The organism is Chitinophaga solisilvae (assembly GCF_009928525.1).
GTDB lineage: Bacteria > Bacteroidota > Bacteroidia > Chitinophagales > Chitinophagaceae > Chitinophaga > Chitinophaga solisilvae.
In genome coordinates, this window is record NZ_JAABOK010000003.1 from 468,264 (window position 1) to 482,849 (window position 14,586).

The 14,586-nt window shown below is 47.5% G+C and carries 14 protein-coding genes; 9 read left to right on the top strand and 5 right to left on the bottom strand.

Translation table 11 applies throughout. The annotated features are described in order from the left end of the window. Positions 1 to 55: 55 nt before the first annotated feature. Positions 56 to 1,579, bottom strand: coding sequence for a 2,3-bisphosphoglycerate-independent phosphoglycerate mutase (gpmI, locus tag GWG06_RS07855; protein WP_160712419.1), 1,524 nt, complete (start codon positions 1,577 to 1,579; stop codon positions 56 to 58). A 304-nt stretch (positions 1,580 to 1,883) separates the two neighbouring features. On the opposite strand from gpmI, the gene GWG06_RS07860 reads away from it, so the two are divergent. The 4 genes from GWG06_RS07860 (at position 1,884) to GWG06_RS07875 (ending at position 4,534) form a co-directional block, all read left to right on the top strand. Further along, positions 1,884 to 2,300 (top strand): DUF4783 domain-containing protein, encoded by a 417-nt coding sequence (locus GWG06_RS07860; protein ID WP_160712421.1) that lies wholly within the window; start codon positions 1,884 to 1,886, stop codon positions 2,298 to 2,300. A gap of 138 nt (positions 2,301 to 2,438) precedes the next feature. Continuing rightward, the gene (gene nadC, locus GWG06_RS07865; RefSeq protein WP_160712423.1) at positions 2,439 to 3,290 is read left to right on the top strand and encodes a carboxylating nicotinate-nucleotide diphosphorylase; all 852 of its coding nucleotides are present in this window, start codon (positions 2,439 to 2,441) and stop codon (positions 3,288 to 3,290) included. 9 nt (positions 3,291 to 3,299) lie between these two features. Then, positions 3,300 to 4,181 (top strand): diacylglycerol/lipid kinase family protein, encoded by an 882-nt coding sequence (locus GWG06_RS07870; protein WP_160712426.1) that lies wholly within the window; start codon positions 3,300 to 3,302, stop codon positions 4,179 to 4,181. A gap of 17 nt (positions 4,182 to 4,198) precedes the next feature. Continuing rightward, complete coding sequence (locus GWG06_RS07875) at positions 4,199 to 4,534, top strand: translation initiation factor (protein WP_127043853.1); 336 nt, start codon at positions 4,199 to 4,201, stop codon at positions 4,532 to 4,534. 160 nt (positions 4,535 to 4,694) lie between these two features. Here the strand turns inward: GWG06_RS07875 and GWG06_RS07880 are convergent, their stop codons facing one another. Together GWG06_RS07880 and GWG06_RS07885 are read right to left on the bottom strand one after the other, a co-directional pair. Further along, a complete protein-coding gene (locus tag GWG06_RS07880; RefSeq protein ID WP_127043854.1) occupies positions 4,695 to 5,687 on the bottom strand; it encodes an aldo/keto reductase in 993 nt (330 codons plus the stop codon). Positions 5,688 to 5,777: 90 nt separating this feature from the next. Continuing rightward, complete coding sequence (locus GWG06_RS07885; RefSeq protein WP_127043855.1) at positions 5,778 to 6,716, bottom strand: AraC family transcriptional regulator; 939 nt, start codon at positions 6,714 to 6,716, stop codon at positions 5,778 to 5,780. A 354-nt stretch (positions 6,717 to 7,070) separates the two neighbouring features. Here GWG06_RS07885 and GWG06_RS07890 point away from each other — a divergent pair, with 354 nt between their 5' ends. Continuing rightward, entirely contained in the window at positions 7,071 to 8,615 is a 1,545-nt protein-coding gene (locus tag GWG06_RS07890) for a glycosyltransferase family 39 protein (protein WP_160712428.1), read from the top strand. A gap of 132 nt (positions 8,616 to 8,747) precedes the next feature. Here the strand turns inward: GWG06_RS07890 and GWG06_RS07895 are convergent, their stop codons facing one another. Then, positions 8,748 to 9,491, bottom strand: coding sequence for a biotin--[acetyl-CoA-carboxylase] ligase (locus GWG06_RS07895; RefSeq protein WP_160712430.1), 744 nt, complete (start codon positions 9,489 to 9,491; stop codon positions 8,748 to 8,750). 159 nt (positions 9,492 to 9,650) lie between these two features. Between GWG06_RS07895 and rsfS the strand changes: the two genes are divergently transcribed. The 4 genes from rsfS to GWG06_RS07915 all read left to right on the top strand — a co-directional run bounded on the left by rsfS (position 9,651) and on the right by GWG06_RS07915 (position 13,787). After that, positions 9,651 to 10,055, top strand: a complete 405-nt coding sequence (gene rsfS, locus GWG06_RS07900; protein WP_127043858.1) for a ribosome silencing factor — start codon at positions 9,651 to 9,653, stop codon at positions 10,053 to 10,055. Between the two features lie 74 nt (positions 10,056 to 10,129). Next, positions 10,130 to 12,157: an ATP-dependent zinc metalloprotease FtsH gene (gene ftsH / locus GWG06_RS07905; protein WP_127043859.1), complete on the top strand. Its 2,028-nt coding sequence runs from the start codon at positions 10,130 to 10,132 to the stop codon at positions 12,155 to 12,157. 8 nt (positions 12,158 to 12,165) lie between these two features. Beyond that, entirely contained in the window at positions 12,166 to 12,801 is a 636-nt protein-coding gene (locus GWG06_RS07910; RefSeq protein WP_127043860.1) for a LutC/YkgG family protein, read from the top strand. 179 nt (positions 12,802 to 12,980) lie between these two features. After that, positions 12,981 to 13,787: a UDP-2,3-diacylglucosamine diphosphatase gene (locus GWG06_RS07915; protein ID WP_160712432.1), complete on the top strand. Its 807-nt coding sequence runs from the start codon at positions 12,981 to 12,983 to the stop codon at positions 13,785 to 13,787. Here the strand turns inward: GWG06_RS07915 and recO are convergent. Next, complete coding sequence (recO, locus tag GWG06_RS07920; protein WP_127043880.1) at positions 13,764 to 14,501, bottom strand: DNA repair protein RecO; 738 nt, start codon at positions 14,499 to 14,501, stop codon at positions 13,764 to 13,766. The genes GWG06_RS07915 and recO overlap by 24 nt on opposite strands. Positions 14,502 to 14,586: the final 85 nt, after the last annotated feature.

Consider the following 14,586-nt stretch of genomic DNA (forward strand, 5'->3'; position numbering starts at 1 on the left):
CTTCGCTTCTACATTCGTAATTCGTAATTCGCAATTCGTAATTGAACCACAGGTTCTACACCAGTAGGTTGCCCGTCATTTCCTTCGGAACCGGCAGTCCCATAAAATGCAGGATGGTAGGGGCGATGTCGCCGAGTTTACCATCTTTAACGGGTCCTTTGAAGTCTTTATTGATGATGAAGAACGGCACCAGGTTTTTGGTATGTGCGGTGTTGGGGCTACCGTCTTCGTTAATCATATAGTCGGCGTTGCCGTGGTCTGCGGTGAGGAATACGGTGTAATCGCTTGCCAGGGCTGCGGTAACAACGCGTTGAACGCAATGGTCAACGGTTTCAACGGCTTTGATGGCTGCGGAGAATACGCCGGTATGGCCCACCATGTCGGCGTTGGCGAAGTTGAGTGCAATGAAGTCGGCTGATTTGCTTTCCAGTACGGGAACAATGGCGTCTGTTACTTCGTTGGCGCTCATTTCTGGTTGCAGGTCATAGGTGGCTACTTTAGGAGAAGGCACCATGATTCTGCGTTCGCCTTCGAATTCTTTCTCGCGGCCGCCGGAGAAGAAGAAGGATACGTGCGGATATTTCTCTGTTTCCGCGATGCGTACCTGGGTATAGCCATCCCGCGCGATTACTTCACCTATGGTCATGTTCAGGTTATCGTTTTCGAAGATAACGTGTACGTTTTTATAGGTTTTGTCGTATTCGGTCATGGTGGTGTAGTATACCTGCAGCGGTTTCATCCCGAAATCAGGGAATGCTTCCTGGGTGAGTGCCTGTGAAATTTCGCGGCAGCGGTCCGTGCGGAAGTTGAAGCAAAGTACGGCATCATCGTTCTGTATGGTGGCTACCGGATTATTCTGCGCATCCTGTACAATGATAGGTTTGATGAATTCGTCTGTCACACCTTCTGCGTAAGATGCCTTGATAGCGGTAAGGAGGTCGTGGGTGCCGGTACCTGTTCCGTGTACCATGGCATCGTAGGCGAGTTTTACGCGTTCCCAGCGTTTATCGCGGTCCATGGCGTAATAGCGGCCGGTTACGGAGGCTATCTGGCCGGTGGTAGCGGCGAGGTGGGCGCTGAGATCTTCGAGGTAACCGAGTCCGCTTTTAGGATCGGTATCGCGGCCATCGGTGAAGGCGTGGATGAACACTTTTTCGAGGCCGTGTGCTTTAGCCAGAGTGGTTAAGGCTTTCAGGTGTTCGATGTGGGAGTGTACGCCGCCGTCGCTGACAAGACCGATGAGATGTAATGGTTTGCCGTTGTTTTTAGCGTGTGCAAAAGTGTCCAGCAAAACCTGATTGGCCGCCAGTTCTCCGTCTCTGATGGCAACGTTGATGCGTTGCAGTTCCTGGTATACAATTCTGCCGGCGCCTATATTCAGGTGTCCTACTTCAGAGTTGCCCATCTGCCCGTCGGGTAAGCCTACGTCTTCCCCGCAGGTAATCAGGTTGCTATGCGGATATTGTTGGTATAGGCTGCTTACAAAGGGTGTTTTAGCGTGTGCAATGGCATCGGCTGTAGGAACTTTGCCTTCGCCCCATCCGTCCATAATCACGAGAATGGCTCTTTTCTTTTCCATATCCTGTCTGGTTAAGGTTAAATATTTTTTTTCAAGTCGGGGTGAAAGTACTTATTATGCTGCTGAATACTTTCTAAATATTTTACAAAAATAAAGCTAATAGGAAAAATACAAACGGCGGAGGTGTTTTAACAGATTTGATAATCAATTATTCAATTTGGATCACATATTATTTAATGATTATTATTTACGCCTTCATTGCTACCACGATGATGTGATTTTGTTGAATTACAAGGTGTTTGGCATAGTTTTAGCATTTAATTTAAGTTGGAAAAACACAACATTTTTAATAAAAAAACTGACAATGAAGAAGCTATTGATTGTGCTGGTGGTATTGTTGGGAGGATTTATTTCAGCATTTGCGGTGTCGGCAGGCTCTATGGAAGATGATCACACATTCGCCGGTCCTTTTGAAGATGTGGTTGGCGCCATTAAACAAGGTGATGTAAATGCATTATCCCGTTACCTCGATAACAACGTGGAAATCAATATCAGTGGCAAAGCAAACTCCTACAGTAAAGCACAGGCTGAAATCATTCTCAAGGATTTCTTCTCAAAAAACCAGGTAAAATCCTTTGAACTGTTACATCAGGGAGGCGATAATTCCAGGTATGGTATTGGTACGCTGGCCACGTCCGGCGGCACTTTTCGCCTGTCCTTCTTCCTGCAGAAAAAAGGAGGTTCGTTTGTACTAAACGAATTGCGATTTGAAAACAAGTAAAAGTGTAAGCATAAATTTAATTGAAAAAGCCAGGTGCTCCGTCATTAATTGCGGGGCACTTTTTATTTTTGCACCAGTTTCAGTATAAAGCCCGCAAGGCTGCTGTATAGCTGAAATCCCAATAAAACGAATCCTTATATGTTAGACGAAGCAGCGTTGAATGCGTTTATCAGAAGTGCATTGGCAGAAGATATCGGGAATGGCGACCACTCCACACTGGCGTGCATCCCGCCTACCGCTAAGGGGAAAGCCCTGTTGAAAATAAAGGAAGACGGCATACTGGCCGGTATGCAGGTGGCGGAAGCCATCTTTAAATGGCTGGATATGTACACCGTATTCAAACCCGCGAAGAAAGACGGTGATGCCATGAAAGCAGGTGAAGCTGCCTTTGAAGTGGAAGCAGCTGTACATACCCTTCTCATGGGGGAACGGCTGGTACTGAACTGTATGCAACGCATGAGCGGCATCGCCACGCTTACGCATCAGTACGTGGAAAAGCTCAAAGGCTACCACACACGCGTGCTCGATACCCGCAAAACTACTCCCAACTTCCGCATGCTGGAGAAGGAAGCCGTTCGTATAGGCGGTGGCGTTAATCACCGGATGGGCCTGTATGATATGGTAATGCTGAAAGATAATCATATCGATTTTGCCGGCGGTATCACCGCTGCTGTCAACAAAACAGTTGCTTACCTGAAGGAACGCAACCTGCCGCTGAAAATTGAAGTGGAAACCCGCAACCTGGAAGATGTAAAGGAAGTGCTGGCTGTAGGGCGGATAGACCGTATCATGCTGGATAATTTTACTCCGGACCAGATAGCAGCCGCTATGACACTGATCAACGGCCGTTTTGAAACGGAAGCATCCGGTGGTATCACCCTCCTGACGCTGCAGGACTACGCTAAAACCGGCGTAGACTTTATTTCAGTGGGCGCTATCATACATCACGCAGTGAGCCTGGATTTGAGCCTGAAAGCGATTACATCATAAACAATCATTTTGAAGAAGATCCTTTTTATCATAAACCGCAAAGCGGGGACTGATCGTGAAAAACGACTGGAAGATGCTATCGGCAGACATCTGCCGGCAAACCAGTATGCCGTGGAGATCACACACCTGCAGTACCTCGGCCATGGCGCAGACCTGGCGAAGGAAGCGGTTAATAACCAGGTGGATATCGTCGTGGCCGTGGGTGGCGACGGCTCCATCAACGAAATAGCACAGGGCCTCGTTGGCAGCAACACCGCTATGGCCATACTGCCGCTGGGCAGCGGCAACGGACTGGCACGCGCCCTTAAAATACCGCTGGATGTCAACAAGGCATTGCAGCTGATCGTGGCAGACAAACAACGTGCTATCGATGTCGGTTACGCCAACGAACACCTGTTCCTCAGCAATGCCGGTGTTGGCTTCGATGCACTCATCGCCGAACAGTTTAAGCACACCAGGAAGCGCGGCCTCATGGGCTACGCCAGGCTCGTACTTAAAAGCTTCAGCAGTTATAACCCGGAAGCATACGATATCACTATCGACGGAAAAAAACTGGATGAAAAAGCATTTCTGCTCACCGTAGCCAACGGCAACCAGTTCGGATATGAATTCAAACTGGCGCCCTCCGCCAACGTGTTCGACGGCAAACTGGATCTCTGTATCATGCCACCTGTGCGCTTTTATCACCTGCTGCCTGTCAGCATTTACTCGTTGTTGGGAAATATTGATAAAACACGCTTTATGAAGCATTTCACCGGCAAGGAAATCACCATCAGCAGCCAGTCGCTGCAATTCCTCCAGGTTGATGGCGATGCGGTACCACTCACCGGCAACGGTATGGTACGCCTCAAAGTTTTGCCGGAAGCCATTAAAGTAGTGGTGAATGAATAACCTTAAATTGTTGCAAGATGTCTAAAAAGAAAAATACCTCCGGCGGAATCGTTTATTCTACTGATCCCAATTTCTCTCCGGAACCGGAACAGACAGAAGAACAGGATACCCTCGCTCCTGCCAGTCAGCAACTACGCGTGAAACTGGATACCAAACAACGCGCAGGAAAAGTAGTTACCCTGATAGACGGTTTCATCGGTAAGGAAGAAGATGTGGAGAAACTCGGTAAAGAACTAAAAACGAAATGCGGCACCGGCGGCAGCGTTAAAAACCACCAGATACTCATTCAGGGAGACTATAAGGACAAGGTGGTGAAGTGGTTGCTGGATTGGGGTTATAAGAAGACGAAATAATAAATAATTGCGAATTACGAATTGCGAATTACGAATGCAGAAGCGAAGATTAAAGCGTAGATAGAAGAGGACACTCAATGATTAATTCTCTTCTATCTACGCTTTAATCTTCGCTTCTGCATTCGTAATTCGCAATTCGTAATTCGCAATTAAGCAAAGCTTATCTATTTACCAGTTTCAATCCCGCATCTGTATAACGGGAGCCCGCTACCGCCTGCTGATCCAGTATCTGCTGTATGGTATTGATGTCTGCCTGGCTGAAGTGCACGTCAGCGGCTGCAGCGTTTTCACGCAGATATTTGGGGCGTTTGGTGCCGGGGATGGGAACGATATCTTCGCCTTGCGCGAGGAGCCATGCAAGAGAGAGTTGCGCTACGGTAATACCCTTTTCTCTGGCAAAATTTTCCAGTGCTGTGACGGTCTGTAAATTCTGTTCAAAGTTACCATCCTGGAAGCGGGGAAGGCCTTTGCGGAAATCGTTATCACTCAGCGTAGCGGTGCTGGCAATAGTGCCGGTTGTCAGGCCCCTGCCCAGGGGGCTGTAAGCTACGAGGGTGATGCCGAGTTCGCGCGTAGTATCCAGGATGCTTCCTTCCACGTCGCGGGTAAATAAAGAGTATTCGCTTTGCAGCGCAGCTATCGGGTGTATGGCATGTGCTTTCCTGACAGAGGCCGCGCTGGCTTCTGAGAGGCCGAGATAACGGACTTTCCCTTCTTTTACCAGGTCGGCCATAGCGCCAACCATTTCTTCTACCGGTACATTTTCATCTACCCGGTGCGCGTAATAAAGGTCAATCACATCTACCTTCAGTCTTTTTAAACTTGCTTCCACGGCTTGTTTCATATAAGCGGGAGAGCCATCAAAATAATAGCTGCCGTCGTCATGAAACCTGAATCCGAATTTGGTAGCCAGAAATATTTTATCTCTTTTTTTGGTAAGTATGTTTGAGAGCAATGTTTCGTTGGCGCCCTGGCCGTACATATCGGCGGTATCCCAGAAGTTGATGCCGAGGTCAAGTGCAAGTTCCAATGTATCCAGTGATTCCTGTCCGTTATGTTCCTGCGTATCGCCGTAGGCGAATGACATGCCCATGCAACCCAGCCCTATAGCGGAAATTGATTCACCTGTTTTTCCCAGTTTTCTGTACTGCATAATGTATTTGTTTTTAGTAACACAAAATTACATACAGGTGAATGGAAGGCAATTGTATCTGTCAAAGTAATAATTGTTAAAATCAAAGTATTACTGCGCCCGGAAGATATGCGGTGATTGTCCGCTGTGGTTCTTAAAGAAGTGGGTGAAGTTGCCAGGTTCTTCAAAGCCAAGACACCAGCCTATTTCAGCGATCTGCCAGTCGGTATGTATGAGCAATAGTTTGGCTTCCAGCAGCATTCTTTGACGGATGTGCTCACTGACGGTACGGCCGGTAGCCTGTTTTACGCAGGCATTGAGATGATTGGGATGCGTGTTCAGCACCTGTGCAAATTCTTTCGCTGTCTTCAGCGTAATCTGATAATTCGGATATTCTATCGGAAACTGCTTTTCCAGCTTGTCCGTAAACCGGTGTGCGAGCGTTTGTGCCGCCGTCTGCGGCCGTTCCGGCATCAGCGTCTGGGAAGCGATGCGTTTTCCTTCCAGCATTAACAGTTTCAGGTAAATAAGCAGTGCTTCCTGTTTAAAGGCGGCGTTGTCATTGTATTCCCGCAATAACTGCCGGAAAATGGATTCCAGATAACTGTTCTGTTCCGGGGTGAGCGTGAAGATGGCCCTGGCGCCTACCTGGAACAGCGGATGAAGCATAATATCATCCTGGAGGGTGCGGGAATCCTCAAACAGCAGATCGGTAAACAAGCAGTAGTAGCCTTCCTGCGGACTGCTGGTGGGCTTCCATGTTTTAATTTCACGCGGATTCAGAAAGAAGAGTGTAGGGCCGTTTATTTCAAAGCGGTCCTCTCCCATGGTAAATATCCCTGAGCCTTTGGTGAAGAAACTGATTTTGTAATAATCCCGTCTGCTGGCGGTTACTTCATCCATGCAAGGGTATTCAGAGCGGGCATGTACTGCAAAACTGCCTTTCACGGGCACTTTGGGTATCATGCGGGTTTTTGAATAAAGTTGAAGCTTGTCATGGAAGTCCTCCATTGTCTGCAGACCTATGGAAGTAATTTTATGAGTAGGCATATCCAAATTTACTGAATCCTGATAATTTTTCCGGAAGATCCTCTGGTGAAATGTTAAGTTTTACTTCCACCCGACGCTCTCAAATCCTTGTCTCTATTGAATAAAGCAAATTAATGCAACTATGATGCAAATTGTTTTTTGCTATTTTTATAAAAATTTCACAATTTGTTAACGCCTTTATCAACCAAAATCTTGTTATCGCCAGTTCCTGGTGAGTGCTTATGCAGAGCGGCCTGCCGTATAAGACTATGAACAAGATATTTTAAATTTTCCGGGCGGAAATACAATGCTTACACGCAGGTATTTCCGCTTTTTAATTTACGGTTGAATGAAAGCGGTAATATTCATCACAACATGAGAACCAATAAGCCACTTACCTCGCCACTTTTACTCCTGTTATTCCTCCTGATCAAGCTCTTTTTCCAGTATGCTGTATTGAACCCGGTATATGACCTGCACCGGGATGAATTCCTGCACCTGGACCTGGCCAATCATTTGTCTGCCGGATACCTGTCAGTACCACCGTATACCGCCGTTAACTCCCTGGTGATAAAATGGCTGGGCAACGGCATCTTCTGGGTGCATTTTTTCCCGGCGCTGTATGGCATGCTGACAATGATCATCATCTGGAAGATGATAGATATGCTGGGCGGGCGCTGGTACGCCCAGACGCTGGCTGCTGCCATGTTCATCTGTTCGGCCATGTCGAGGGTGAACTTACTGTATCAGCCCAATTCATTTGATATACTGGCCTGGGCGGCCGTTTGCTGGTGTCTGCTGGAGTATCTGCATACTTCCGGGGGCAGGTGGTTGCTCTGGATGGGAGTAATCACCGGTCTGGGAGTATTGAATAAATACAACATCGGTTTCCTGGTAGCGGGTCTGCTGGGGGCGTTGCTGTTATCTTCCCACAGGAAAATTTTTAAAGATAGGCATCTCTATATAGGTGGGCTCATTGCGCTGGCCATAGCGGCGCCCAACCTTATCTGGCAGGTACGGTACGGGTTTCCGGTGTTGCATCATATGAAGGAGCTGACAGAAACCCAGCTCGTGAATGTAGACAGAATGGCCTTTGTGGCAGATCAGTTTATTTTTTTCATTGGCGGGGCCTTCCTGATGATGGCTGCTTTGGTGGGCCTGCTGTTTTTCAGGCCCTTCCGCCCGTACCGGGTCTTTCTGCTGGCCTATATCATTATCATATTGCTGTATCTCTACCTGCGGGGCAAAAGCTACTATTCACTGGGGATATACCCGGTATTAATCGCTTTCGGCTGTGTGTACTGGGAGCGGATTTTTCAGGGCGGCTGGACTAAAAACCTGCGATTGGTATGGCTGGGATTGGTGATTGTTCCTTTTGCACTGATTGTAAATGCTATATTTCCTGTTTTAACACCTGACCAGATACAGCAGAAGGCGCGTAAATTCAGCGCGCTGGGCTTACTGCGCTGGGAAGATGGCAAGGATCATGAGCTGCCGCAGGACTTTGCCGATATGCTGGGCTGGAGGGAGTTTGCCGGGCTTACGCTGAAGGCATGGCAGCAGATACCGGCAGATCAGCAGAAAAATACGCTGATCATCGGTGATAATTACGGTCATGCCAGTGCTGTCAATTTTTATAACCTGGGGAAGATGCCGGCAGCGGTTTGTATGGATGCAGATTATGTTTTCTGGTTTCCGCAGATGGATACCATCCGTTATATCATTAAGATAGGCCGCGCGCCGGAAAAGGAGGTCATGCCCCTGATCGGGAAAGTAACGGAGATTGGCAGTGTAAAAGAAACGCTGTCGCGGGAATACGGCAGTGCGGTATATATCCTCTCGGATCTCTCGCCTCAGGTGCCGCAGCTGCTGCGGAAAAGGGTGCAGCAGCGGCAGCAGGACTACAGAGGGCTCAGGTAATTACGAATTACAAATTGCGAATTACGAATGAGGGCGAAGATTTAAGCGGATAGGTAAAACTTAATATCCGCTTAAATCTTCGCCCTCATTCGTAATTCGCAATTTGTAATTCGTAATTATCTATTCCCCTGATTACCGGGAAAGGATGAATTCCACCTCTCCGAATCCGAGTTGCAGCATCTTGCCGTCTTTTTCGAGGCACAGGTGGCCGTCCGGGAGTACGTTCCGGATGATGCCCTCAAAAATCTCTTCATCTTTCCGGTAAAGCGCCGGTTGTTGCCAGCGGAACAGCTTTGACCGGTATTCTTCCAGCAGTTGTTCGTAATTGGCGGGGATGAGTTGTTTCAGGCGTTTATCCAGGTATTTGCAGAGTTCCTGCGCCAGGGTAACGGCGTCCCATGTCTTACCGGTAATCTGCCGGAGGGAAACGGCATTGGGCAGGTGTTCCGGAAACCTGGCCTGATTGATATTCAATCCGATACCTACTATGGCATAATGCCACGAATTGCCACGAAGTACATTCTCAATAAGGATGCCTCCTGCCTTTCTGTCACGCCAGTAAATATCATTGGGCCACTTGATAATGGTTTCATCGCCGGCATGTGAGGAGAGGAAATCCCATACGCCGAGGGCCACGGTGACGCTGAGCATGAATTGTCTGGAAAGCGGCAACATAGCAGGTTGCAGGGCTACGGACAGGGCGACGATATCGCCGGGTTGCGCATGCCATTGTTTACCACGGGTACCTTTTCCGGCTGTCTGATAGCTGGCGAACCAGGCTGTGCCGGGTGTCACATAGGCCGAATTTACCTGCTCCATGGCATAGTTATTGGTGCTGTCTATTTCGTCTAAAATATAAAACGGGTGTCCTACCACATGAATCCTTTTTAGTCTGATTTTCGGCCCGAAAAGTAATTCATTTTATTATTTTCTTAACAATTCTAGGGCGCTCAGCGTGATATTTCTACGTGTTATATTACTGCTTGTTTAGTAACTTTGACAATTAAAGTTTATTTTTAACAAAAACGAGATTTATTGGCACCCTTAACCGTTCTGAGCACGAGGAAAAAAGCGCAAACGCGTCTTACCAGAGAAAGTGAAATTTTTACCACCATCATAAAGGCCATACAGGAGAAGAAGGGGGAAAATATCGTATCCCTGGATCTGCGCCAGATTCCTGAAGCCGTGGCCGATTTCTTTGTATTATGTGAAGCCAATTCCAATACCCAGGTAAGAGCCATCGCTGATTTTGTGTCACATGAAGTAGAGAAGCAGCTGGGTGAAACGCCCTATAAACATGAAGGCTTTACTGCACAGCAATGGATCCTGGTTGATTATGTGAATATAGTGGTACATGTTTTCCAGCCGGAGACAAGGGGATTCTATAATCTCGAAGAGATGTGGAGCGACGCCGACAGGCAGGAACACAATGAAGACTGAACAAATCAGTCAGTAAAGTATTAGTAATTATATTATTCTGATTGCAATAAACATCCGTAAAGGAGCGTAAGATTATGGAAAAAGGAGGCAATAACTTCAACAAGGGTTCAGAGAAATCACCTAAGAAAGGACCGAAGTTCAATATATACTGGGTGTATGCCTTCATAGGCGTAGCGCTGCTGGCAATGAACTTCTTCGATTTCCGGTCCCCGACCAAGGAGCTCAGCTTCCAGGAATTTCAGGTAAATTATTTGAAACCTGGGGACGTAGATAAATTGGTTGTTGTAAATAAGAAATATGTAGAAGTCTACATAAAACAGGACAGTCTGAAACTGCCCAAATTCACCGAGGTGGCCAAAAGTAAATTCGGCGGCCTGAATCCCGGTCCTCATTACCGTTTCTCTATTGGTAGTGAAGAAAGTTTCAAGAAGGATATTGATAAGGCACAGGCAGACGTGCCCATGGAAAACCAGGTTAAAATCTCTTATGACGAGCGTCAAAGCTGGTTTGAGCCTATCTTCCAGTTACTCCTGCCTATTATCCTGATTATCGGTCTGTGGATACTGCTGATGCGTAAAATGGGTGGTCCTGCCGGCGGCAGCGGCGGTCCCGGAGGCATCTTCAATATCGGTAAATCCAAAGCCACGCTGTTCGACAAAGGTACCCGCGTAAACATCACCTTCAATGATGTTGCCGGCCTGGACGAAGCGAAGGTGGAAGTAATGGAAATTGTGGATTTCCTCAAGAATCCTAAAAAATATACCTCTCTCGGTGGTAAAATACCGAAAGGCGCATTGCTGGTAGGCCCTCCGGGAACCGGTAAAACCCTGCTCGCGAAAGCAATGGCGGGCGAAGCGCAGGTGCCTTTCTTCTCCATGTCAGGTTCCGACTTCGTGGAACTGTTTGTGGGTGTGGGCGCCAGCCGTGTACGCGACCTGTTTAAACAGGCACGTGAGAAAGCGCCTTGTATCATCTTCATCGATGAAATTGATGCTATTGGCCGTGCCAGAGGAAAGAACGTTATGATGAGTAACGACGAACGTGAAAACACCCTGAACCAGTTGCTGGTGGAAATGGATGGTTTCGGAACAGACAGCGGTATCATTATCCTGGCTGCCACCAACCGCCCCGATGTACTGGACAGCGCGTTACTGCGCCCGGGCCGTTTTGACCGTCAGATCTCTATCGATAAGCCAGACCTGGCAGGAAGGAAAACAATTTTTGAAGTGCACTTAAAGCCTATCAAAACCTCTCCTAACCTGGACGTGGAAAAACTGGCCTCCATGACGCCCGGATTTGCCGGCGCCGATATCGCCAACGTATGTAACGAAGCAGCCCTGATTGCCGCCCGTAAAGGTAAAACACAGGTGGAAATGGACGACTTCAACGATGCAATTGACCGTGTAATCGGTGGTCTGGAAAAGAAAAACAAAATCATCTCTCCGGAAGAAAAAGAAGTTATCGCTTACCACGAAGCCGGTCACGCTATCTGCGGCTGGCACCTGGAACATGCTAATCCGCTGGTGAAAGTAACCATCGTTCCCCGCGGCGTGGCAGCACTCGGTTACGCTCAGTATCTTCCGAAAGAACAATACCTGTACAATACCGAACAACTGCTGGACGATATCTGCATGACCCTTGGCGGCCGCGCGGTAGAAGAACTGGTATTCGGTAAAATCTCCACCGGCGCCCAGAACGATCTGCAGGTAATTACCCGGATGGCTTATGCCATGGTGACCGTATACGGTATGAATGATAAAGTGGGTAACGTATCCTTCTATGATCCTAACAGCGATCAGTCATTTACCAAACCTTACTCCGAGGAAACCTCCCGTCTGATCGACGAAGAAGTAAGAAAACTGATTGAAGCCGCTTACGTAAGAACCAAGAACCTGCTGACAGAAAAAATGGACCAGGTAAAAATCCTGGCGCAGGAACTGCTGCAGAAAGAGGTGTTGTACCAATCTGATCTGGAAAGACTGATCGGTAAACGTCCGTTCGATACTCACAAGGATCATCACCTGGGAAAAGAAGGCATGACAACTGATGGCGTTCATCCGTCAGATATCATCAACCCTTCCCCATCACCCGCTAATGCGTAATTAATTATATGAAGATTTCTCCTGCCAAGGAAAATATTCTGAAGAGAGTACGGAATGCTTTAAGTCAACCGGTACAGTTGCCCTTCCCCAATTCGGAGGGCAACTCTTCCGTTTTCAGAGCGGAGAACGAGGGACTTGAATTAAAGTTTGCAGAAGAATTTACCAGGTTACAGGGGAAGTTTGTTTTTTGTACCAGCAAGGCAGAGATGATAGAAAACCTGCGGGTACTGGCAGAAAACAAGGAATGGCATAATCTGTACTGTCAGACGCCTGCCATTATGAAGGTGCTGCACAAAGAGGAACTGCCTTTCCTGAACCAGGGAAGCATACATGAAGCAGATGCCGCTATCACGGACTGTGAATACCTCGTAGCCCGCACCGGTACAATCGTGCTGAGCGCCGCTCAACCCAGCGGCAGGGCTTTGCCGGTATACGCTCCGGTACATATCATGGTTGCCTATACGCATCAGCTGGTGTTTGATCTGAAGGATGCATTCAATAAACTGAAAGATAAATACGGCAATGACCTGCCTTCTGCCGTTTCTTTCGCCACAGGACCCAGCCGTACCGCGGATATTGAAAAAACGCTGGTAGTCGGTATTCATGGGCCTAAAGAAGTATATGTATTTTTAGTAGATGAGTAATAAATAGCTCTTTTAGTAAATTACGAATTACGAATTGCGAATTACGAATGTAGAAGCGAAGATTTAAACGAAGATGAAAGGAGATAGCTATTGTAAATCCTCTTTCATCTTCGTTTAAATCTTCGCTTCTACATTCGTAATTCGCAATTCGTAATTCGTAATTTTTTAAGCCAAGTATCATGCACATTCCTTTACCCGCCAATAAGAAAATATATTTCGCTTCCGATTTTCATCTTGGAGCGCCCGATGCTGCTGCCAGCAGGGAGCGCGAAAAACTCATCCTGCAATGGCTGGAAGAGGTGGAAAAGGATGCGCAGCATATTTTTCTGGTAGGGGATATTTTTGATTTCTGGTTTGAATACAAGCATGTTATCCCTAAAGGCTATACGCGGATATTAGGCAAGCTGGCTGGCCTGTCAGATAAAGGCATCGGTATTTCTGTGTTTATCGGGAATCATGATATGTGGATGAACGGCTATTTTGAAGAAGAGCTGAATATTCCGGTTTACTATGAGCCGCAGACCTATACCCTGGGAGATAAACGATTTTATATCGGGCATGGCGACGGCCTCGGCCCCGGCGATCACGGATATAAATTTCTGAAGAAGATATTCAGGAATCCTGTTTGCCGCTGGCTCTTTTCCGCTATACATCCCGTGTGGGGCATCTCCCTGGCCAATTACTTCAGCCGTAAAAGCCGTTCTGCTACCGGGCAGGAGCTGGAGAAATTCCTGGGCGATGAAAACGAATGGCTGGCTATCTACAGTAAAGAAGTACTGCAGCAGGAGCATTTCGATTATTTCATCTTCGGGCATCGCCATCTTCCCCTGGATATTAAAGTAAGTGATAACAGCCGCTATATCAACCTGGGAGACTGGCTGAATTATTTCTCCTATGCTGTTTTTGACGGACAGGATACTACCCTGAAGTTTTATACAGAAGCCGGCGAGAAAGCCGCAAAATCAGGCGTCAAGAATTTCGTGTAAAATGGGCGGCGACTGCATTTCCTGGAAGTCGGGCATATGCAGCCGGAAGAAGTCCAGGTAAGCATACATCAGTTTTCTTCTCTTTTCCTTTGTCATATTAATACCTGCCAGGTGCTGCACTGCCGTGCACTGAAAAAGGCGGTCTGTGGTTTCACTGTTCTCCGGGTCAAGATGGTCCGGATGATGGGGAGGCAGATCCGTAAAGGTGCCCTCCTGCAAATCCAGGTAAGGCGTATATTCCGAGAAACGGCCATTGAGATGGAAGCCCAGGTGGCCTGCCAGTTTAAGCGTGAAATAAAGCGGCAGGTTAGCCGTAACCGTCAGCGCAGAACCATCCAGCAGCTGCAGGGTGTTTTCCGTGAAATAATAGAGATCCAGGTGCTGTTCCGGCTGTTTCAGACTCTTCTGCAACAGTTCAATAATGTATAGCGCAACAGTGTTTTTGACTACATTGTAATGCAGGGACTGATAAATATACCCCAGTTTGAATTCTGAGATACGCTGCAGGTTCTTGATTTCATTGTGATACACCACCAGCTCCAGGATATTACCGGGCTGCAGCAGGTTGCCTTTGGCCGCTTTGGGTTTGGCAGAACGCACGCCGTTCACTATGTATGACTGCTGGCCAAACAATTCAGTGAAGATGCTGACGATCAGGCTGGTGTCGCCATATTTCACGGTACGTAATACTATGCCGCGTGTTTTATGTAGCAAGGATTCGCTTTCAGGTAAAAGATTTAACGCAAGCAAAAATAGCAATCTTTGACTACCTTTACGCCTTTACTAAATTGAAAAATCC

Excerpts from the sequence above, each read along its gene's own strand:
- GWG06_RS07885 (WP_127043855.1), bottom strand. The coding sequence starts at position 6,716 with ATGCCTACTCATAAAATTACTTCCATAGGTCTGCAGACAATGGAGGAC.
- ftsH (WP_127043859.1), top strand. The coding sequence starts at position 10,130 with ATGGAAAAAGGAGGCAATAACTTCAACAAGGGTTCAGAGAAATCACCT.
- GWG06_RS07875 (WP_127043853.1), top strand. The coding sequence starts at position 4,199 with ATGTCTAAAAAGAAAAATACCTCCGGCGGAATCGTTTATTCTACTGAT.
- gpmI (WP_160712419.1), bottom strand. The coding sequence starts at position 1,579 with ATGGAAAAGAAAAGAGCCATTCTCGTGATTATGGACGGATGGGGCGAA.
- nadC (WP_160712423.1), top strand. The coding sequence starts at position 2,439 with ATGTTAGACGAAGCAGCGTTGAATGCGTTTATCAGAAGTGCATTGGCA.
- GWG06_RS07860 (WP_160712421.1), top strand. The coding sequence starts at position 1,884 with ATGAAGAAGCTATTGATTGTGCTGGTGGTATTGTTGGGAGGATTTATT.
- GWG06_RS07880 (WP_127043854.1), bottom strand. The coding sequence starts at position 5,687 with ATGCAGTACAGAAAACTGGGAAAAACAGGTGAATCAATTTCCGCTATA.
- GWG06_RS07910 (WP_127043860.1), top strand. The coding sequence starts at position 12,166 with ATGAAGATTTCTCCTGCCAAGGAAAATATTCTGAAGAGAGTACGGAAT.
- GWG06_RS07915 (WP_160712432.1), top strand. The coding sequence starts at position 12,981 with ATGCACATTCCTTTACCCGCCAATAAGAAAATATATTTCGCTTCCGAT.
- GWG06_RS07890 (WP_160712428.1), top strand. The coding sequence starts at position 7,071 with ATGAGAACCAATAAGCCACTTACCTCGCCACTTTTACTCCTGTTATTC.